The 19649-nt window shown below is 67.9% G+C and carries 18 protein-coding genes; 17 read left to right on the forward strand and 1 reads right to left on the reverse strand.

Annotated elements, in window-relative coordinates; translation table 11 throughout:
* Nucleotides 1-5 precede the first annotated feature (5 nt).
* The 17 genes from ntrB to G369_RS0107770 all read left to right on the forward strand — a co-directional run bounded on the left by ntrB (nucleotide 6) and on the right by G369_RS0107770 (nucleotide 18806).
* The gene (ntrB, locus tag G369_RS0107690; protein WP_019653404.1) at nucleotides 6-935 is read left to right on the forward strand and encodes a nitrate ABC transporter permease; all 930 of its coding nucleotides are present in this window, start codon (nucleotides 6-8) and stop codon (nucleotides 933-935) included.
* Between the two features lie 158 nt (nucleotides 936-1093).
* On the forward strand, nucleotides 1094-1900 hold the full coding sequence (locus tag G369_RS0107695) for an ABC transporter ATP-binding protein (protein WP_019653405.1): 807 nt from the start codon (nucleotides 1094-1096) through the stop codon (nucleotides 1898-1900).
* 124 nt (nucleotides 1901-2024) lie between these two features.
* On the forward strand, nucleotides 2025-4478 hold the full coding sequence (gene nirB / locus G369_RS0107700; protein WP_019653406.1) for a nitrite reductase large subunit NirB: 2454 nt from the start codon (nucleotides 2025-2027) through the stop codon (nucleotides 4476-4478).
* A 29-nt stretch (nucleotides 4479-4507) separates the two neighbouring features.
* Nucleotides 4508-4906, forward strand: coding sequence for a nitrite reductase small subunit NirD (nirD, locus tag G369_RS0107705; protein ID WP_019653407.1), 399 nt, complete (start codon nucleotides 4508-4510; stop codon nucleotides 4904-4906).
* Between the two features lie 3 nt (nucleotides 4907-4909).
* A complete protein-coding gene (locus G369_RS0107710; RefSeq protein WP_019653408.1) occupies nucleotides 4910-7705 on the forward strand; it encodes a nitrate reductase in 2796 nt (931 codons plus the stop codon).
* 176 nt (nucleotides 7706-7881) lie between these two features.
* Nucleotides 7882-8793: a DNA-binding protein YbiB gene (gene ybiB, locus G369_RS0107715; protein ID WP_019653409.1), complete on the forward strand. Its 912-nt coding sequence runs from the start codon at nucleotides 7882-7884 to the stop codon at nucleotides 8791-8793.
* Nucleotides 8790-9599, forward strand: coding sequence for a uroporphyrinogen-III C-methyltransferase (gene cobA / locus G369_RS0107720; RefSeq protein WP_019653410.1), 810 nt, complete (start codon nucleotides 8790-8792; stop codon nucleotides 9597-9599). The genes ybiB and cobA overlap by 4 nt, the downstream gene beginning before the upstream one ends.
* An 86-nt stretch (nucleotides 9600-9685) precedes the next feature.
* On the forward strand, nucleotides 9686-10813 hold the full coding sequence (locus G369_RS0107725; RefSeq protein WP_019653411.1) for an ABC transporter ATP-binding protein: 1128 nt from the start codon (nucleotides 9686-9688) through the stop codon (nucleotides 10811-10813).
* Between the two features lie 73 nt (nucleotides 10814-10886).
* Nucleotides 10887-12152 (forward strand): ABC transporter substrate-binding protein, encoded by a 1266-nt coding sequence (locus tag G369_RS0107730; protein WP_020722987.1) that lies wholly within the window; start codon nucleotides 10887-10889, stop codon nucleotides 12150-12152.
* Between the two features lie 151 nt (nucleotides 12153-12303).
* Nucleotides 12304-13221 carry an ABC transporter permease gene (locus tag G369_RS0107735; RefSeq protein ID WP_019653413.1) on the forward strand — a complete coding sequence of 306 codons (918 nt, stop codon included), beginning with the start codon at nucleotides 12304-12306 and terminating at the stop codon, nucleotides 13219-13221.
* Between the two features lies 1 nt (nucleotide 13222).
* Nucleotides 13223-14113 carry an ABC transporter permease gene (locus tag G369_RS0107740; protein WP_019653414.1) on the forward strand — a complete coding sequence of 297 codons (891 nt, stop codon included), beginning with the start codon at nucleotides 13223-13225 and terminating at the stop codon, nucleotides 14111-14113.
* A 68-nt stretch (nucleotides 14114-14181) separates the two neighbouring features.
* Nucleotides 14182-15312: a sterol desaturase family protein gene (locus G369_RS0107745; protein WP_019653415.1), complete on the forward strand. Its 1131-nt coding sequence runs from the start codon at nucleotides 14182-14184 to the stop codon at nucleotides 15310-15312.
* Nucleotides 15312-16100 (forward strand): YaeF family permuted papain-like enzyme, encoded by a 789-nt coding sequence (locus G369_RS0107750; protein ID WP_019653416.1) that lies wholly within the window; start codon nucleotides 15312-15314, stop codon nucleotides 16098-16100. Before G369_RS0107745 ends, G369_RS0107750 begins: the two co-directional genes overlap by 1 nt.
* On the forward strand, nucleotides 16097-17326 hold the full coding sequence (locus G369_RS0107755; protein WP_019653417.1) for a BaiN/RdsA family NAD(P)/FAD-dependent oxidoreductase: 1230 nt from the start codon (nucleotides 16097-16099) through the stop codon (nucleotides 17324-17326). The genes G369_RS0107750 and G369_RS0107755 overlap by 4 nt, the downstream gene beginning before the upstream one ends.
* A 236-nt stretch (nucleotides 17327-17562) precedes the next feature.
* The gene (gene rpsU / locus G369_RS0107760; RefSeq protein WP_007833691.1) at nucleotides 17563-17775 is read left to right on the forward strand and encodes a 30S ribosomal protein S21; all 213 of its coding nucleotides are present in this window, start codon (nucleotides 17563-17565) and stop codon (nucleotides 17773-17775) included.
* Nucleotides 17776-17883: 108 nt separating this feature from the next.
* A complete protein-coding gene (locus tag G369_RS0107765; protein ID WP_019653418.1) occupies nucleotides 17884-18333 on the forward strand; it encodes a GatB/YqeY domain-containing protein in 450 nt (149 codons plus the stop codon).
* Between the two features lie 2 nt (nucleotides 18334-18335).
* On the forward strand, nucleotides 18336-18806 hold the full coding sequence (locus tag G369_RS0107770; protein ID WP_019653419.1) for an NUDIX domain-containing protein: 471 nt from the start codon (nucleotides 18336-18338) through the stop codon (nucleotides 18804-18806).
* A gap of 10 nt (nucleotides 18807-18816) precedes the next feature.
* Here G369_RS0107770 and G369_RS0107775 read toward each other — a convergent pair whose 3' ends face one another.
* The gene (locus G369_RS0107775) at nucleotides 18817-19575 is read right to left on the reverse strand and encodes a sulfite exporter TauE/SafE family protein (RefSeq protein WP_019653420.1); all 759 of its coding nucleotides are present in this window, start codon (nucleotides 19573-19575) and stop codon (nucleotides 18817-18819) included.
* Nucleotides 19576-19649 lie beyond the last annotated feature (74 nt).

Genomic DNA, 19649 nt, shown 5'->3' on the forward strand with positions numbered 1-19649 from the left:
ACGACATGGTCAGCGCAGTCTTCCATTCACCGCTGGATACATCGCTCCCCGTCCCGCGCGCGGGAGAGAGCCGCGCCCAGGCGGCCCCTCACCCCAGCCTTCTTCCCGCGACGGAGAAGCAGGAGAAGGAGCAAGGGCAGCGCACGCCCATCGACCTGCGCGCCTTCTGGATGCGCGTGCTGCCGCCGCTGGCAGGCTTCGGCCTGCTGCTGCTGATCTGGGAGGTGGTGGCCATGAAGAGCACCACGGGCTTCCCCACGCCGATGGCCACCTGGCAGCAGGCGGTGACAGTGTTCAGCGACCCGTTCTACAGCAAGGGCCCCAACGACCAGGGCGTGGGCTGGAACGTGCTCTCCTCGCTGCAGCGCGTGGCATTGGGCTTCGGCCTCGCGGCGCTGGTCGGCATTCCGGCCGGCTTCGCCATCGGGCGCTTCGAGTTCCTCTCGCGCATGTTCAACCCGCTGATCAGCCTGCTGCGCCCGGTCTCGCCGCTGGCCTGGCTGCCCATCGGCCTGCTGGTGTTCAAGGGCGCCAACCCGGCGGCGATCTGGACCATCTTCATCTGCTCGATCTGGCCGATGATCATCAACACCGCAGTGGGCGTGCAGCGCGTGCCCACCGACTACATGAACGTGGCCAAGGTGCTGAACCTCAGCGAGTGGAAGATCCTCACCAAGATCCTCTTCCCCGCCGTGCTGCCCTACATGCTGACCGGCGTGCGGCTGGCCGTGGGCACCGCCTGGCTGGTGATCGTGGCGGCGGAGATGCTCACCGGCGGCGTCGGCATCGGCTTCTGGGTGTGGGACGAGTGGAACAACCTCAACGTCGCCAACATCATCATCGCGATCTTCGTGATCGGCATCGTGGGCCTGGTGCTGGAGTTCGCGCTCATCAAGCTGGCGACGGCCTTCACTTTCGAAGAGGTCAAGCACTGAAATCGGGATCGGACAGCCGTACGCGAAGGGCGCGAAGGATTCGCGAAATTCGCCAAAGGAAATTCGAGAAAGACTTTCCCGGCTGTTCTTTCGCGACCTTCGCGAATCCTTCGCGTCCCCTGCGTCCTGCCCCGAATCCTTTTCTGCGAGAACACACCATGAACGATACCAAGTACATCGAGATCCACGGCGTCGAGCAGGCGTTCAAGACGCCCAAGGGCCGCTTCGTCGCGCTGCGCGACGTGAACCTGAACGTGGCCAAGGGCGAGTTCATCACGCTCATCGGCCATTCGGGCTGCGGCAAGTCGACGCTGCTGAACCTGATCGCGGGGCTCACAACGCCCACGCAGGGTTCGCTGCTGTGCGCCAACAAGGAGATCAAGGGTCCGGGGCCCGAGCGCGCGGTGGTGTTCCAGAACCACTCGCTGCTGCCCTGGCTCACCTGCTTCGAGAACGTGTACCTCGCGGTCGAGCGCGTGTTCGCGGCAACGGAGAACAAGACCCAGCTTCGGGCGCGCACCGACGCGGCGCTGGCGCTGGTCGGCCTGTCGCACGCTGCGCAGAAGCGCCCCGGCGAGATCTCCGGCGGCATGAAGCAGCGCGTGGGCATTGCACGCGCGCTGTCGATGGAGCCCAAGGTGCTGCTGATGGACGAGCCCTTCGGCGCGCTCGACGCCCTCACCCGCGCCAAGCTGCAGGACGAGCTGCTGGCCATCGTGCAGAAGACGCAGAGCACGGTCGTGATGGTCACGCACGACGTGGACGAGGCTGTGCTGCTGAGCGACCGCATCGTGATGCTCACCAACGGCCCGGCCGCGACCATCGGCGAGGTTCTTTCGGTGGACATCCCGCGCCCGCGCAACCGCGTGGAGCTGGCGGAAGACCCGGTCTACGTGCATGCGCGCAAGGCGGTGATCGACTTCCTCTACACGCGCCAGGCGCACGTGGAGAAGGTCGCGGCCTGAGGTTTTGGCGGCCGCACTGCGAAGCGCGCAGGCGGCCGGTTGTTTCGTTGTTCGACAAGCCCGTGGCGCGGTCCTGATGCGCCGCGCGCCTCCCCACGCCCGATTCCAGGAAAGGACGGCTCCCATGGACAAGAAAATGAAACTCGTGATGGTCGGCAACGGCATGGCCGGCGTGCGCACGCTCGAAGAGCTGCTGAAGATCGCGCCCGACCTGTACGACATCACCGTCTTCGGCGCGGAGCCGCACCCCAACTACAACCGCATCCTGCTGTCGCCGGTGCTCGCGGGCGAGCAGACGATCGACGAGATCGTGCTCAACAGCTGGGAGTGGTATGCCGAGAACAACATCACCCTGCACGCCGGCAAGAAGGTGGTGGAGGTCGACCGCGTCCGGCGCATCGTACGCGCCGAGGATGGCACCGAGGCCGCCTACGACCGCCTGCTGATGTGCACCGGCTCCAACCCCTTCATGCTGCCGGTACCCGGCAAGGACCTGAAGGGCGTGATCGCCTACCGCGACATCGCCGACACCGACTACATGATCGAGGCCGCGCGCACGCACAGGAATGCGGTGGTCATCGGCGGTGGCCTGCTGGGCCTGGAAGCCGCCAACGGCCTGATGCTGCGCGGCATGAACGTGACGGTGGTGCACGTCATGCCCTGGCTGATGGAACGCCAATTGGACGACGTGGCAGGCAAGCTGCTGCAGAAGTCGCTGGAAGACCGGGGCCTGAAGTTCATGATGGGTGCGCAGACGCAGGAGCTGGTCGGCGACGCGGACGACGGCAGGAGCGGCCGCGTGAAGGCCATCCGCTTCAAGGACGGCACCGAGACCGCCGCCGACCTGGTGGTGATGGCCGTGGGCATCCGTCCCAGCGTGGAGCTGGCCGAGAAGATGCGGCTGCACTGCAACCGCGGCATCGTCGTCACCGACACCATGCAGACCGTCACCGACGCACGCATCTACTCGGTGGGCGAATGCGCGGCGCACCGCGGCATCGCCTACGGCCTGGTGGCCCCGCTCTTCGAGCAGGCCAAGGTGGCAGCCAACCACCTCGCGCAGTTCGGCATCGGCCGCTACCTGGGCTCGCTCACTTCCACCAAGCTGAAGGTGACTGGCATCGACCTGTTCTCGGCCGGCGAGTTCATGGGCGGCGAAGGCACGGAGGAGATCGTCATGAGCGACCCCTTCGGCGGCGTCTACAAGAAGCTGGTCATCAAGGACGACAAGCTGGTGGGCGCCTGCCTCTACGGCGACACGGTGGACGGCAGCTGGTACTTCAAGCTGCTGCGCGACGGCCGCAGCGTGCACGACATCCGCGACAAGCTGATGTTCGGCGAATCGAACATCGGCGACACAGGCCACGAGGGCCACAACAAGGCCGCGAGCATGCCCGACGACGCCGAGGTCTGCGGCTGCAACGGCGTGAACAAGGGCACCATCTGCAAGGCCATCAAGGAGAAGGGCCTGTTCACGCTCGACGAGGTGAAGAAGCACACCAAGGCCAGCGCGAGCTGCGGCTCGTGCACCGGGCTGGTCGAGCAGATCCTGATGTTCACCGCGGGCGGCGACTACTCCGCCACGCCCAAGAAGAAGGCCGTGTGCGGCTGCACCGACGCGAACCACCAGGACGTGCGCGACGCGATCCGCAAGGAGCACTACCTGACGCACGACGAGGTCTACCGCAACCTCGGCTGGCGCACGCCCAACGGCTGCGCCACCTGCCGCCCGGCCATCAACTACTACCTGATCAGCACCTGGCCCAAGGAGGCGAAGGACGATCCGCAAAGCCGCTTCATCAACGAGCGCAGCCACGCCAACATCCAGAAGGACGGCACCTACTCCGTCATCCCGCGCATGTGGGGCGGCCACACCACGCCCGACGAGCTGCGCCGCATCGCGGACGCGGCCGACAAGTACAAGATCCCGACCGTCAAGGTCACGGGCGGCCAGCGCATCGACCTGCTGGGCGTGAAGAAGGAAGACCTGGAAGGCGTGTGGAAGGACATCGGCATGCCCAGCGGCTTCGCGTACGCCAAGTCGCTGCGCACGGTGAAGACCTGCGTGGGCAGCGAGTGGTGCCGCTTCGGCACCCAGGACAGCACGCAGATGGGCAAGGACCTGGAACGCGCGCTGTGGGCCATGTACTCGCCGCACAAGGTCAAGCTGGCCGTCTCGGGCTGCCCGCGCAACTGCGCCGAGGCCGGCATCAAGGACGTGGGCGTGATCGGCGTCGACTCCGGCTGGGAGCTCTACGTGGGCGGCAACGGCGGCATCAAGACCGAGGTCGCCCAGTTCCTGGTGAAGGTGAAGACGGCCGCCGAAGTGATGGAGTACTCGGGCGCCTTCCTGCAGCTCTATCGCGAGGAAGGCTGGTACCTGGAGCGCACGGTGCACTACATCGGCCGCGTGGGCCTCGACTACGTGAAGAAGAAGATCCTCGAAGACGCCGAGGGCCGCAAGGCGCTGTGGGAGCGGCTGCAGTTCGCACTCGACGGCGAGCCCGATCCGTGGTTCGAGTCGGCGCAGGCCTCGGTGGACGTGCGGCAGTTCACGCCGCTGACCGCGGCAGCCTGAAACCGAACATTGAGAAGGAAGAGCCCACCATGAGCGACTGGAAAGTCATCTGCCGCATCGACGACATCCCCGTGCTCGGCGCGCGCCGCGTGGCGCGGCCGGCCGGGCTGGACGTGGCCGTGTTCCGCAACGCCGAGGACCAGGTGTTCGCGCTGCTCGACCGCTGCCCGCACAAGGGCGGCCCGCTGAGCCAGGGCATCGTCTTCGGCACCAGCGTGGCCTGCCCGCTGCACAACTGGGCCATCGGGCTGGACGACGGCTGCGCCAAGGCGCCCGACGAGGGCTGCACACCGAGGTTCGCGGTGAAGGTGGAAGAAGGCGTGGTGCACCTCGACGCGGCCGAACTGGCGGCGCACGCCATCGACCTGGAGCGCCCGGCGGCCGGGCCGAAGCCTTTCGCGGTACTGTCCGTTCTTCCGCTGGAATAACCCATGACGCGGGAGACCCGGTCCACCTGCCCGTACTGCGGCGTCGGCTGCGGGGTGATCATCGAGTCGAGCGGCGACGAGATCACCGGCGTGCGCGGCGACCCGGAGCACCCGGCCAACTTCGGGCGGCTGTGCACCAAGGGCTCGACGCTGCATCTCACGGCCAGCGCCACGGTCACGCGCCAGACGCGGCTGCTGCAGCCCATGCAGCGACTCGCGCGCGGCGAGGCGCCCTCGGTCGTCGCCTGGGACACCGCGCTAGACAACGCCGCCGGCAAGTTCGCACAGGTGATCCGCGACCACGGCCCCGACGCGGTCGGCTTCTACGTGTCGGGCCAGCTGCTGACCGAGGACTACTACGTCTTCAACAAGCTCGCCAAGGGCCTGGTCGGCACCAACAACATCGACACCAACTCGCGCCTGTGCATGAGCAGCGCGGTGGCCGGCTACAAGCAGACGCTGGGCGCCGACGCGCCGCCGGCCTGCTACGACGACCTGAAGCACGCGCAATGCCTCTTCATCGTGGGCAGCAACACGGCCTGGGCGCACCCGATCCTGTTCCGCCGCATCGAGGACGCGAAGGCGGCCAACCCGGCGATGAAGATCGTGGTGGCCGACCCGCGCCGCACCGACACGGTCGAGATCGCCGACCTGTTCCTGCCGATCCAGCCCGGCACCGACGTGATGCTCTTCAACGGCATGCTGCACCTGATGCTGTGGGAGGGCTGGACCGACGCGAAGTACATCGCCGCGCACACCAGCGGCTTCGACGCGCTGAAGGCCACGGTGCGCGAATGCACGCCCGACAAGGTGGCCCAGGTCTGCGGCATCGCCAGGGACGACCTGCTCGAGGCCGCGCGGCTCTTCGCCACCTCGCCGGCCACGCTGAGCCTGTACTGCCAGGGCCTGAACCAGTCGTCCAGCGGCACGGCGAAGAACGCCGCGCTCATCAACCTGCACCTGGCGACCGGCCAGATCGGCCGCGCCGGCGCCGGCCCCTTCTCGCTGACCGGCCAGCCCAATGCGATGGGCGGTCGCGAGGTGGGTGGCCTCGCCAACCTGCTGAGCGCTCACCGCGACCTGGCCAACGCCGACCACCGCGCCGAGGTCGCCGCGCTCTGGGGCGTGCCCTCGGTGCCCGAGAAGCCGGGCAAGACGGCGGTGGAGATGTTCCAGGCGGCGGCCGACGGCGAGATCCGCGCGCTGTGGATCGCATGCACCAATCCGGCGCAGTCGATGCCGGATCAGGCCACCGTGCGCCGCGCCCTGGAGCGTGCCGAGTTCGTGGTGGTGCAGGAAGCCTTCGCGACCACCGCCACCTGCGCCTTCGCCGACCTGCTGCTGCCCGCCACCACCTGGGGCGAGAAGGAAGGCACCGTCACCAACAGCGAGCGCCGCATCTCGCGCGTTCGCACGGCGGTGCCGGCGCCGGGCGAGGCGCGCAACGACTGGTCGATCGCCGTCGCCTTCGCGCGCCGGCTCGAGCAGCAGCTGGACCGCACCTCCACGCTGTTCCCCTACGAGACGGCCGAATCGGTCTGGAACGAGCACCGCGAGTCCACGCGCGGGCGCGACCTCGACATCACCGGCCTGAGCTACGCGATGCTGGAGAGCGCCGGCCCGCAGCAATGGCCACTGAGGGAAGGCGAAAGCACCGGCCGCGCGCGCCTCTACGAGGACGGCGTCTTCCCCACGCCCGATGGCCGCGCCCGCTTCGTCGACACCGTCTACAAGCCCGTGGCCGAGGCGCGGGAGGCACGCTACCCCTTCTCGCTGAACACCGGCCGCCTGCGCGACCAGTGGCATGGCATGAGCCGCACCGGCACGGCGGGCCGACTGTTCGGCCACGTGCCCGAACCCGTGGTGCAGATGAACGCGCAGGACATGGCGCGCCGACAGATCGGCGAAGGCGACCTGGTGCAGCTGACCTCGAAGCGAGGCTCGATCATGCTGCCGGCGCGCGCCAGCGCCGAGGTGGGGCTGAGCCAGGCCTTCGTCGCCATGCACTGGGGCGAGGAGTACCTGAGCGGTTGCTCGTCGAGCGGCACGCGGCTGGCGGGCATCAATGCACTGACCACGTCGGCTTTCTGCCCGAGCTCGAAGCAGCCGGAGCTGAAGCACGCGGCGGTGAAGATCCTCAAGGCCGAGTTGCCCTGGTCGCTGCTGGCCGTGGCCTGGCTGCCCGGCGACGAGGCCCTGTCGGCGCATCGCGCGCTGCAGCCGATGATGGGGCTCCTTCCTTTCGCGACCTGCGTGCCGTTTTACGGCAGCACGCAGGGAGCCGAACGCAGCGGCATCCTCTTTCGTGCCGCCGCGCACGACGCGCCCGACGATGCGCTGATCGAAAGGATCGAAGCCCTGCTCGGCCTGCAGACGCCCGACACCCTGCGCTATGCAGACCGCCGCCGCGGCCAGCGCCGCTCGGCGAGGCTGGTGCGCCGCGCGGACGGCAGCGCGGGCCTCGAAGCCTTCCTGCTGGGCGGCGACACCAGCGCCGAGGCATGGATCGCCACCCTGCTGCGCGAGGAACTGCCGGCACAGACCTACGGCCGCCTGCTGCTGTCGCCGGGCTCGAAGGCGCCGGTGGCTGTGCAGTCGCGAGGCAAAACGGTGTGCACCTGCTTCAACGTGGCGGACGGGGCGATCCAGGCCGAACTGTCGCGCTGCGCAGGCACGCCGGACGAACGGCTGGCCAGGCTGCAGGGAGCGCTGAAATGCGGCACCAACTGCGGCTCGTGCGTTCCGGAGCTCAAGCGGATGGTGCGGGCGACGCCGGTCGAGGCGGAGGCGCTGTCGTGATGCGCCCGCAACCAGCTCCCTCCCCCTCTGGGGGAGGGTTGGGGTGGGGGCACGACCGCGCCACCATGCCAGCGCCGCTTGCCCCCATCCCAACCTTCCCCCAGCGGAAGGGGCCATACCCATGCATAAGCCGACTCACATTCCGGCATAAGCGTTGCAGGACAATCCCCCTACCCATGGGAATCAGCCAATACATCAAGGAAATCGGCCGCGGTGCGCGAGGCGCCAGGCCGCTCACGCGCGAGCAGGCCACCGACCTGTTCGGCCAGGTGCTGGACGGCACCGTGACCGACCTCGAGATCGGCGGCTTCTGCCTGGCCATGCGCATCAAGGGCGAGACGCCCGAGGAGATGGCCGGCTTCCTCGATGCCACCCATGCGCGGCTGCAGATGATCCCCGCCGGCGACCGCCCGCTGATCGTGCTGCCCAGCTACAACGGTGCGCGCAAGCTGCCGGTGCTCACGCCGCTGCTGGCGCTGCTGCTGGCTCGCGAAGGCCTGCCGGTGCTGGTGCACGGAAGCGCGAGCGAAACATCGCGCGTTCTGGCGTCGAACGTGCTCGCCGCGCTGGGCCATGCGCCGATGACGGCCATCCGCGCCGTCGCCAATGGCGAGGCCGCCTTCGCGCCCGCCGAGCTGCTGAACCCCGCGCTCAAGCGCCTGCTCGACGTGCGCCGCGTGGTCGGCCTGCGCAACCCCGGCCACAGCGTGGTGAAGCTGATGCAGCCCACCGCCGGCCCGAGCGTGGTGGTCGCCAGCTACACCCATCCCGAATACGCGCGCGTCATGGCCGAGACCTTCGAGCTGTCGGGCATGACCGCCCTGCTCTCGCGCGGCCTCGAAGGCGAAGTGGTGTCCGACCCGAGGCGCACCGCGCAGATCGACGGCTTCGTGCGCGGCGTGCGCACCGAGCTGCAGTCGCAGCAGGCCGGCACCGCCTCCGAGGTGCCGGGGCTGCCGAAGGAAATCGACGTCGCCACCACCGCCGGCTACACGCGCCGCGTTCTGGACGGCGAGCTTCCCGTGCCGGAGGCGATCGCGACGCAGGTCAGGCACATCACGCAACTGGCATTGGCATCCCACGCATGAACAACGACAACCCCACCTCCCTCATCGCCGGCCGCTGCACGCTGGTGGGCGCAGGACCCGGCGACCCGGAGCTGCTGACCATCAAGGCCGTGAAGGCGATCCAGGCCGCGACTGTGCTGCTGGTCGACGACCTTGTGAACGACCAGATCGTGCAGGCCTACGCCCGCCCTGGCGCACGCATCGTGCACGTGGGCAAGCGCGGCGGCTGCAAGAGCACGCCGCAGGCCTTCATCGAGCGGCTGATGATCACTGCCGTGCGCGAGGGCGAGACGGTGGTGCGCCTCAAGGGCGGCGACCCGTTCATCTTCGGACGCGGCGGCGAGGAAGTGGAGCACCTGCGCGAAGCAGGCATCGAATGCGCGGTGGTCAACGGCATCACCGCCGGCCTCGCCGCCGTGACGACGCTGGGCGTGCCGCTCACGCACCGCGACCATGCGCAGGGCGTGGTGTTCGTCACCGGCCACGCCAAGACCGGCGCCGGCGCGGCCGAAGACCCGACCGACTGGCGCGCGCTGGCCGCGACCGCGTACAACGCCCGGCTCACGCTGGTGATCTACATGGGCGTGTCGGGCGCGGCGCACATCGAGCGCGAGCTGCTGCAAGGCCTGCCGGCCGACACGCCGGTGGCCGTCATCCAGCATGCGAGCCTGCCGCAACAGAAGCACGTCGCGACCACGCTGGGCAGGCTGCAACACGGCATCGCCGAAGCGGGTATCGCGAGCCCGGCGGTGATCGTGGTGGGCGACGTGCTGCGCGGGCTGGCCGCTGCCGAGGCGGCCGTGGGCGAGACCAGGTTCGGCACCTGAATCGCACCTGACCTGGGCGACCGAGGTGCAGGCAGCGCGGGCGCCGCGCACCACAACGTGGCATGGATCGTGCTCAGCGATGGGCAATGAATGCCGTCGCCACGCCTGAATCCGCCGCCGTCGAGATCGTCGCCCTCACCAAGCGCTACGCCCCGGGTACGCCGGCCGCCGTCGACCGGATCGACCTGCGCATCGCCAGCGGCAGCTACTGCTGCCTGCTGGGGCCCTCGGGCTGCGGCAAGAGCACGACCCTGCGCATGATCGCGGGGCACGAATCGGTCAGCAGCGGCGACATCCTGCTGGACAACCGCAACATCACGAACCTGCCGGCCGCCGCCCGCGGCACGGCGATGATGTTCCAGAGCTTCGCGCTCTTCCCCCATCTTTCGGCCACCGACAACGTCGCCTTCAGCCTCAAGATGAAAGGCGTGGGCAAGGCCGAGCGCCACAAGCGTGCCAACGACCTGCTCGAGCGTGTCGCGATGGGCCACCTCGCCGCGCGCAAGCCGGGTGAGCTTTCCGGCGGCCAGCAGCAGCGCGTGGCGCTGGCGCGTGCGCTCATCACCGAGCCGCGCGTGCTGCTGCTCGACGAACCGCTTTCCGCCCTCGACCCCTTCCTGCGCATCCAGATGCGCGCCGAACTGCGGCGCTGGCAGAAGGAACTGGGCCTGACCTTCATCCACGTCACGCACTCGCAGGAAGAGGCGATGGCGCTGGCCGACACCATGGTGGTCATGAACCATGGCGTGATCGAGCAGGTCGGCTCGCCGCACGCCGTCTACAACCACCCGGCGAGCGAGTTCGTGGCGCGCTTCATGGGCGGCCACAACGTGTTCCATACGCCCGCCGGGCCGATCGCGGTGCGCAATGACCGCATGCGGATCGCAGCAGCCACGCAGGCAGCGGCGGATGGCGCCCTGGCAGCCACCGTCACCGACGTCGAGTACCAGGGCACCTATGTCCTGCTCGGGCTGGCGCTCGGGGGTGCAACCGCCGATGCAGCCGCGCCCCAGGGCGTCTCGGTGTTGCTGAGCGAAGCCGCATTCCTCGCGCGGCCCTATGCGCACGGCGAGGCGGTGCACCTCTCGTGGGCCGAAGCCGATGCGCGCGTGCTCGGCCCCGGCGTCAAGCCGCCGGGCGAGCGAGCACCGGCGCCCACCGGCGCCGAAGCCGCCCGGAAAGACGACGCGGCCGTACTCGCCGTTCCCTTCTGAGCGCCTTCGCCTTCCGCTTTTCTCCGCGTTCGTTTCCTTCACCTTTCCTTTTTCTTCAATGGAGACCCAGCCCATGACCGATTCCATCGACAACAACGGCCTGAAGCGCCGCACCCTGCTGCAAGGCACCGCCGGCATCCTGGCCACGGGCATCGCACCCTTCGTGCATGCGCAGGAGAAGATCGTGCTGCGCTACCTCGGCACGGCGGTGAACCAGGACAAGGCGATCGCCGAGAAGTTCAAGGCCGACACCGGCATCGAGATCCAGTACGTGGCAGTGACCACCGACGACGTGACCAAGCGCGCCGTCACCGCGCCCAACAGCTTCGACCTGATCGACACCGAGTTCTTCTCGCTCAAGAAGATCGTGCCCACGGGCAACCTCAAGGGCATCGACACCAAGCGCGTGAAGAACGCAGACAAGATCACCTCGCTCTTCACCAAGGGCGAAGTGGCCGGCAAGAAGGTGGGCGACCAGGGCACGGCGCCGGTGAAGGTGATCTACCTCGAAGGCGAGAAGAGCAAGGCCTTCGCCAAGTCGGCCACGCAATACATGTCGCTGATCCCGACCACCTACAACGCCGACACGCTGGGCATCCGACCCGACCTCATCAAGCGCCCGATCGGCTCGTGGGCAGAGCTGCTGAACCCTGAGTTCAAGGGCAAGGCCGCGATCCTGAACATTCCCTCGATCGGCATCATGGACGCCGCGATGGTGGTGGAGGCCAAGGGCCTGCACAAGTACGCGGACAAGGGCAACATGACCAAGGCCGAGATCGACCTGACGATCAAGACCCTGATCGAGGCCAAGAAGGCCGGCCAGTTCCGCGCGCTGTGGAAGGACTTCAACGAATCGGTGAACCTGATGTCCTCGGGCGAGGTGGTGATCCAGTCGATGTGGTCGCCCGCGGTCACCGCCGTGCGCAGCAAGGGCATCGACTGCACCTTCCAGCCGCTCAAGGAAGGCTATCGCGCCTGGGCCTCGGGCTTCGGCCTGCCGGCCACGCTCTCGGGCAAGAAGCTCGACGGCGCCTACGAGTTCATCAACTGGTTCCTCGACGGCTGGGCCGGCGCCTACCTCAACCGCCAGGGCTACTACAGCGCCGTGCTCGACACCGCCAAGACCAAGATGGAAGCCTACGAGTGGGCCTACTGGATGGAAGGCAAGCCCGCCGCCCAGGACATCAAGAGCCCGCAGGGCGACGTGATCGCCAAGGCCGGCTCGGTGCGCGACGGCGGCAGCTACGAACAGCGCATGGGCGGCATCGCCTGCTGGAACGCCGTCATGGACGAGAACGAATACATGGTCCGGAAGTGGAACGAGTTCGTGGCTGCGTAAAAGGGCTCGCCCCCAGGCTTCGCGCACTGAGTGTCGCTTCGCCTCCCCCTGACCGGGGGCGACACCTGCGGCCCGGCAAAGCCGGTTCCGCGGTGTCCCACGAACGGGCATCGCCTTGCTCGCCCTTGGACACAGTCTTTCGCTCCCATCCATGAGTACTCCCGTCGCGTCCAGCCATGCTGCCACCGCTCCCGTTCACGCCGTGAAGGCCTGGTGGCAGGCGGCGCCGTTCGCGCTGGTGTTCCTGCTGTTCTTCCTGATTCCGCTGGCGCTGGTCGCGATGGTCAGCCTGTGGAATTTCAACGAGTACGAGCTGATACCGGCGGTCACGCTGCGCAACTACCTCAGCCTCTTCGAGGGCTGCTCGCGGCTCACCGACAACGGCGACCTCTGCGTCACGCTGAACACCTACCTGAGCACCTTCAAGTTCTGCCTGCTGGTGTGGGGCATCACGCTGGTGATCGGCTTCTCGGTGGCGTACTTCCTGGCCTTCCACGTGCGCTCCTCGACCATGCAGACGGTGCTGTTCGTGCTGTGCACGGTGCCCTTCTGGACCTCCAACGTGATCCGCATGATCTCGTGGGTGCCGCTGCTGGGACGCAACGGGCTGGTCAACCAGGCGCTCATGGGCGTGGGCCTGGTCGACCGGCCGCTGGAGTGGCTGCTCTTTTCCGATTTCTCGGTGGTGCTGGCCTTCGTGCACCTGTACACCATGTTCATGATCGTGCCGATCTTCAACAGCATGATGCGCATCGACCGCTCGCTGCTCGAAGCGGCCAGCGACGCAGGCGCCTCGGGCTGGCAGACGCTGTGGAACGTGGTGGTGCCGCTGTCGCGCACCGGCATCCTCATCGGCTCGATCTTCGTCATCACCATCGTGATGGGCGACTTCGTCACCATCGGCGTGATGGGCGGGCAGCAGATCGCCTCCATCGGCAAGATCATCCAGGTGCAGACCTCGTACCTGCAGTTCCCGCTGGCGGCGGCCAACGCCATGATCCTGCTGGCGGTGGTGCTGATGATCATCTGGGGCCTGACCCGGATGGTCGACATCCGCAAGGAGCTCTGAGATGCAGACACCCATCGGCGCCCAGCGCGCCCCCGGCTTCTGGCCGCTGGCCACCGTATTCGGGCTCTTCGTGCTCTTCCTCTATGGCCCGATGATCACGATCTTCGTGCTGAGCTTCCAGGGCCCCGAAGGCGGACTGACGTTTCCGCTGCGCGGGATGTCGCTGCACTGGTTCCACAAGCTGGCCGAGGGCCTGGGCACGGTCGACATCGGTGCGGCCTTCAGGCGTTCGCTGGCGCTGGGCGCGGTGGTGATGGCGTTCACCGTGGTGCTGTCGGTGCTCGCCGGGCTCGCGTTCCGAAAGAAGCTCGCGGGCAGCAACGCCCTCTTCTTCGTGACGGTCGCCAGCCTGATCATGCCGTCGATCATCATCTCGCTGGGCATCGGCCTGCAGTTCCGGCTCATCGACACCGGCATCAAGAGCGTGCTGACGGCGATGGACGCCACCTCGCTGCTCGAAGGCTACGGCACCGCGCTGGGCCTGTTCAGCTCCGCGCTGGGCGCGCACCTGACGTGGACGCTGCCCTTCGGGCTGCTCATCATGTTCGCGGTGTTCAACCGCTTCAACCCCGCTTACGAGGAAGCCGCGCGCGACCTGGGCGCCACCCCCTGGCAGACCTTCCGCTTCGTGGTGCTGCCGCTGATCGGCCCGTCGATCGTGGGCATCGGCATGTTCGGCTTCACGCTGTCGTGGGACGAGATCGCCCGCACCTCGCAGGCCATCGGCGATGTGAACACGCTGCCGCTCGAGCTGCAGGGGCTCACCTCGACGGTGACGACGCCTTCGATCTACGCGCTGGGGACGGTGACCACCGTGGTGTCGCTGCTGGTGATGGCGGTGGCCTTGGGCGCGGCGGCCCTGCTGCGGCGGCGCTCGGCACGCAGGCGCTGAGCATTTTTCCGTCGCCCCTCTAAAATCGCGCACCCATACAGGAGCCGAAGAAGAAGGAGAGGCGGGGCATGCTGGACATCGACAAACTCAACGAATTCACCCAGAACCACGGCGAACTGCGCCGCGGACAGGGCCTGGTCACCGGCACCATCGCGCTGAGCCTTGCCATCCTGTGCTTCCTGGGCGTGCTGGCCTTCCACTTCCCGCAGTACCTCACCACGCCCGAGCTGCGCAAGAGCTACAACGTGGACATGATGCGCATGATCCTGCTGGCTGCGCTGGTCATCTCAGGCGGGCTCTCGCTGGTCAACATCATCTTCAACCGCTCGCGCTGGCTGTCCTCGGCCGCGTTCCTGCTGGTGGCGGCCTCGGCCCTGCTGGGCGGGCACAAGGTGCCTGTTCACGACTTCGCGGACAACACGCCCTACATCGGGCTGGACTGGTTCATCCTCGACCTGCTGGGCTCCTCGCTGATCTTCATCTTCATCGAGAAGCTGTTCGCCCTGCGCAAGGACCAGCCGGTGTTCCGGGAGGAGTGGCAGACCGACTTCCACCACTTCGTGGTGAACCACATGATCGTGGGCTTCGTGCTGCTGGCCACCAACCTGATGGTGCACAAGCTCTTCGGCTGGGCGGCCAACGACGGCATCCGGGGCTGGGTGAGCAACCTGCCCTTCTGGGCGGGGCTGCTGCTGATCATCCTGGTGGCCGACCTGGTGCAGTACTGGACGCATCGCGCCTACCACGAGGTGCCGGTGCTGTGGCGCCTGCACGCGGTGCACCACAGCGTGAAGAGCATGGACTGGATGGCCGGCTCGCGCCAGCACATCCTGGAGCTGTTGATCACTCGCACCCTGGTGCTGGCGCCCATCTACGTGCTGGGCTTCAGCAAGGACGTGATCGACGCCTACATCGTCGTGGTGGGCTTCCAGGCGGTGTTCAACCACTGCAACGTGAGCGTTCGGCTCGGCCCGCTGCGCTACCTGATCGTCACGCCCAACTTCCACCACTGGCACCACAGCCAGGACCAGGAAGCGCTCGACAAGAACTACGCGGCGCACTACGCCTTCCTCGACTACATCTTCGGCACCGCCGTGAAGAGCACCAAGCTCTGGCCCGAGAAGTACGGCGTGCTGGGCGACTACGTGCCCAACGGCTTCTTCAAGCAGCTGAAGTTCCCGTTCGTCTGGAAGGGCTGATGCGCATCGCTTTCCGCACCGCCGCGGCCCTCGTCGCGGCGGGCGCCGCCCTGCTGCTGTCGGCCTGCGCCACGCGGCTCGACCTGCCGACCAAGGACAACGGCCTGCGCCTGCGCGTGCAGAGCTCGGTCATCGCGCCGGGCAACGGCGGCGAACTCATCGCCGCCGACGCGCTGGCGCCGGGAGACATCCTGCTCACCTCCATCGCCACGGTGAATTCCTTCGGCATCCGGCTGGGCACCTTCTCGCCGGTGAGCCACGCCGTGCTGTACCTGGGCGACGGCCAGATCGCCGAGGCCGTGGGAACCGGCGTGCGTGCACGGCCGCTTTCGGAGGTGGTCGACGAGGAACAGATGGTCGTGGCCTTCCGGGTGCCCGGCGTGGACGACGCGAGCGCTGCGCGCATGCGCGAATGGGCCCTGTCGCAGGTCGGCACCAGCTACAACACCGTGGGTGTGCTGCTGAACGCGCCCTTCGTGCTGAACCGGCGCCTGTGCGAGCTGCCGCTGGTGCCCTCAGCCGTGAGCCACTACTGCATGAGCGGCATGGCCATGGTGCAGCTGGGCGCGAGCCGCGACGACCAGTTCTTCTGCTCGCAGTTCGTTCTGGAGGCCTACCGCCAGGCAGGCATGCCGATCACCAACGCCGACCCGCGCTGGGTGAGCCCGGCCGACCTGCTGCACATGCGCGAGGGCGACGTGCCCTCCATCGCCGCCACGCAGCCGCTGCGCTACGTCGGCCACCTCAAATACAACCCGCCGCCGATCCTGGCGGCCGACGGACCTTGAGCGCGGCGAAGTTCGACGCCGTCGTGATCGGCGCCGGCGCCGCCGGGCTCTTCTGCGCCGGCGTGGCGGGCCAGCGCGGGCTGAAGGTGCTGGTGGTGGACCACAGCGAGAAGGTGGGCGAGAAGATCCGCATCTCGGGCGGCGGCCGCGCCAACTTCACCAACCGCGACCTCGACGTGCGCGCGCCGCAGCGGCACTTCATCAGCGACAACCCGAATTTCTGCCGCTCGGCGCTGTCGCGCTATGCGCCGCAGCAGTTCATCGAGCTGGTGCAGAAGCACGGCATCGCCTTCCACGAAAAGCACAAGGGGCAGCTCTTCTGCGACGGCTCCTCGCAGCAGATCGTCGACATGCTGCTGGCCGAATGCCAGGCCGGCGGCGTCGAGCGCTGGCAGCCGTGCAGCATCGGCGAGATCAGCTTTTCCGCCGGCAATGCAGACGGTAGCAGCGCAGGCAGCTATCGAATCGAGAGCAGCCGGGGCGCCATCGAGACGCCGAAGATCGTGGTCGCCACCGGCGGCCTGTCGATCCCGCAGATCGGCGCCAGCGATTTCGGCTACCGCATCGCCGAGCAGTTCGGCCTGCGGATGGTCGCTCCGCGGCCTGCGCTGGTGCCCCTGACCTTCGGCGGCGAGGCGTGGGCGCCCTACGCCGAACTCGCCGGGCTGGCGCTGCCGGTGCGCATCGAGACCGGCGCCAAGAAGGAAAAGATGGCCTTCCTCGAAGACCTGCTCTTCACCCACCGGGGCCTTTCGGGTCCGGCGGTGCTGCAGATCTCGAGCTACTGGAAGCCCGGCGCCCCGCTGACGCTCGACTTCGCCCCGGGCGTGAACGTGGCCGAGGCACTGGGCGAAGCCAAGCTGCGATCGAAGAAACGCATCGCCAACGAACTGGCCGCGCTGGTCCCCTCCCGGCTGGCGGACGCCTGGGTCGGGCAGGACCCAGCTCTGCAGCGCCCGGTCAACGAGGCCGCCGACAAAGCCCTGGCGGCCCTGTCGGAGCGCATCTCGCGCTGGCAGATCGTCCCCAGCGGCACCGAAGGTTACAAAAAAGCCGAAGTCACGGCCGGCGGCGTCGACACCCGCGACCTGTCCTCCCAGACCATGGAATCGAAGCAGCCGGGCCTGTACTTCATCGGTGAAGTGGTCGACGTGACCGGCTGGCTGGGCGGATACAACTTCCAGTGGGCCTGGGCCAGCGCGCATGCATGCGCCCAAGCCCTCTGAGGCAATGACAGGCCCTTGTTCCAGGGCACCGACGAACCGGCTCTGCCGGGCTTCAGGTGCCGCCCCCCGGCGAGGGGGGTTGGCGAAGCGACACGAAGTGCGCGAAGCCTGGGGGGCGTGCTATACTCTCGGGCTAACTTTTGGCCTTACCTCAACGGCCGCAAAAATTTTCAGTTGAGGAACCCCGGCCCGGGGCCCGATCTTCCCCAGGCCAAATCCATTTCAACGATTCATCAATGACCACCATCCGCGTTAAAGAAAACGAGCCCTTCGACGTCGCCCTGCGCCGTTTCAAGCGCACCATCGAAAAGCTCGGCCTGCTGACCGACCTGCGTGCCCGCGAGTTCTACGAAAAGCCGACCGCCGAGCGCAAGCGCAAGAAGGCAGCCGCGGTCAAGCGCCACTACAAGCGCGTGCGCAGCATGCAGCTGCCCAAGAAGCTGTACTAAGCGACACGCGGGCGGCGGGCCCCAGACGAAAGTCGGCCCGGTCGCCTCGTTGCCTCAGCCGCGCCAGGGAAACCTGCCGCGGCTTTGTTTTTTCCGAAAGGTTGCCGAATGACTCTCAAAGCACAGATCAACGAAGACATGAAGACGGCGATGCGCGCCAAGGACTCCGAGCGCCTGGCCACCATCCGCCTGCTGCTGGCCGCGATGAAGCAGAAGGAAGTCGACGAACGCGTGGAGCTCGACGACGCCATGGTCGTGGCCATCGTCGACAAGATGGTCAAGCAGCGCAAGGACTCCATCGCCGCCTTCACCACCGGCGGCCGCACCGACCTCGCCGACAAGGAAGCCGCCGAGATCAAGGTGCTGGAGGTCTACCTGCCCCAGCGCATGGGCGCCGACGAGGTCGCCGCCGAAGTGAAGGCCATCGTGGCAGAGCTGGGCGCCAAGGGCCCGGGCGACATGGGCAAGGTCATGGGCGTGGTCAAGACCCGCCTGGCCGGCAAGGCCGACATGGGCCAGGTCAGCGCAGCGGTCAAGGCCGCACTGACGGGCGCCTGAGCATGAACGCCGGCAGCCCAAGCGTCGCCATTCCCAAGGCCTGTGCCTGCCTGGTCGACGCACGGGGCCGGCTGCTGGTGTTCCGCCATCCCGAGGACGGCAACATGCAGCTGCCCAAGGGCACCATCGAGCCCGGCGAGTCGCCCGAAGCGGCGGTGCGCCGCGAGCTGCTCGAGGAATCGGGCATCGACTACGCCGGCGAGCTGCAGTCGCTGGGTACGCTGGACCGCGAATGCGAAGCCGGCATCGAAGGCAACACGCACCGCCACCCGCAGCTGTGGCACCTGTTCCTGATGCGCGCCGAGAGCCCCCTGCCCGAGAGCTTCACGCACACGGCCACGGGCAGCCCCGAGGAAGAAGGGCTGGTTTTCCTCTTCAGCTGGCTCGGAGCCGGCGATCCGATCGACGACTTCGCACTGCCCTACCGCCAGACCATCGAGCGCGTGCGTTCGGCCCTGCTGCTGGCGGCCTGAGGCGCCGTCGTCACGCCCCGGCCGCCCGCACGGCCATGTAGAGGCCAAGCAGCGCCAGCCCGACGAGAAAGCAGCGCCGGAACACCTCCACCGACAGCCGCTTGCGCAGCCAGGTGCCGAGCACCATGCCGCCGATGGCCGGCGCCAGCATCGCGACGGAACCTCCGATCGCCGACACCGGATACCCCCCGTTCACGGCCAGCCCGATGGCCAGCACCACCGTCGAGGTGGTGAACGAGATCCCCATCGCCTGGATCAGCGAATCGCGCTGGAAGCCCAGCGCCTGCAGGTAAGGCACCGCCGGCACCGCGAACACGCCCGTCACGGCCGTCACCAGCCCGGTGCTCATGCCCACCAGCGGCCCCACCCAGCGCGCCTGCGCATCGCTCACATGCAGCTGCCGCCCGGTCAGCCCCCACAGCGCATAGACGATCAACGCCACGCCGAGCGCGAACGAGGCCCAGGCGCCGGCCGGCACGCCCAGCCACAGCGCCCCGGCCAGCGTGCCGATCACCACGCCCACCTGCATGCCGCCGATGCGGCGCAGCACCGGCATGAAGGTCGCGCGGGGCCCGGTCTGCCAGATGTTGGTGACCAGCGAGGGCACTATCAACAGCGCAGCCGCCTGGGCCGGCGTCATCCACAGCGCGAGCAGCGCCATCGACACCGTCGGCAGCCCGAGGCCGACCACGCCCTTGATCACCCCGGCGAGCAGGTACACGGCCGTGGCGGCGGCCCAGAAAGCGGTTGCGTCGATCGGATGCGTCATCGAACGCCGACTCTGCCAACGAGGCCCGCCGCCGCAAATGCGGCATTCGCGAAGCGGGCCTCAGTCTGCGGCTG

The sequence above is a fragment of the Variovorax atrisoli 110B genome (genome assembly GCF_000382045.1).
Classification (GTDB): domain Bacteria; phylum Pseudomonadota; class Gammaproteobacteria; order Burkholderiales; family Burkholderiaceae_C; genus Variovorax; species Variovorax atrisoli.

Coding starts and splice junctions, on each gene's coding strand:
- G369_RS0107740 (WP_019653414.1), top strand. CDS start 13,223: ATGCAGACACCCATCGGCGCCCAGCGCGCCCCCGGCTTCTGGCCGCTG.
- ntrB (WP_019653404.1), top strand. CDS start 6: ATGGTCAGCGCAGTCTTCCATTCACCGCTGGATACATCGCTCCCCGTC.
- G369_RS0107750 (WP_019653416.1), top strand. CDS start 15,312: ATGCGCATCGCTTTCCGCACCGCCGCGGCCCTCGTCGCGGCGGGCGCC.
- G369_RS0107775 (WP_019653420.1), bottom strand. CDS start 19,575: ATGACGCATCCGATCGACGCAACCGCTTTCTGGGCCGCCGCCACGGCC.
- cobA (WP_019653410.1), top strand. CDS start 8,790: ATGAACAACGACAACCCCACCTCCCTCATCGCCGGCCGCTGCACGCTG.
- G369_RS0107730 (WP_020722987.1), top strand. CDS start 10,887: ATGACCGATTCCATCGACAACAACGGCCTGAAGCGCCGCACCCTGCTG.
- ybiB (WP_019653409.1), top strand. CDS start 7,882: ATGGGAATCAGCCAATACATCAAGGAAATCGGCCGCGGTGCGCGAGGC.
- G369_RS0107725 (WP_019653411.1), top strand. CDS start 9,686: ATGAATGCCGTCGCCACGCCTGAATCCGCCGCCGTCGAGATCGTCGCC.
- G369_RS0107710 (WP_019653408.1), top strand. CDS start 4,910: ATGACGCGGGAGACCCGGTCCACCTGCCCGTACTGCGGCGTCGGCTGC.
- nirD (WP_019653407.1), top strand. CDS start 4,508: ATGAGCGACTGGAAAGTCATCTGCCGCATCGACGACATCCCCGTGCTC.
- G369_RS0107735 (WP_019653413.1), top strand. CDS start 12,304: ATGAGTACTCCCGTCGCGTCCAGCCATGCTGCCACCGCTCCCGTTCAC.
- G369_RS0107770 (WP_019653419.1), top strand. CDS start 18,336: ATGAACGCCGGCAGCCCAAGCGTCGCCATTCCCAAGGCCTGTGCCTGC.
- rpsU (WP_007833691.1), top strand. CDS start 17,563: ATGACCACCATCCGCGTTAAAGAAAACGAGCCCTTCGACGTCGCCCTG.
- G369_RS0107765 (WP_019653418.1), top strand. CDS start 17,884: ATGACTCTCAAAGCACAGATCAACGAAGACATGAAGACGGCGATGCGC.
- G369_RS0107695 (WP_019653405.1), top strand. CDS start 1,094: ATGAACGATACCAAGTACATCGAGATCCACGGCGTCGAGCAGGCGTTC.
- G369_RS0107745 (WP_019653415.1), top strand. CDS start 14,182: ATGCTGGACATCGACAAACTCAACGAATTCACCCAGAACCACGGCGAA.
- nirB (WP_019653406.1), top strand. CDS start 2,025: ATGGACAAGAAAATGAAACTCGTGATGGTCGGCAACGGCATGGCCGGC.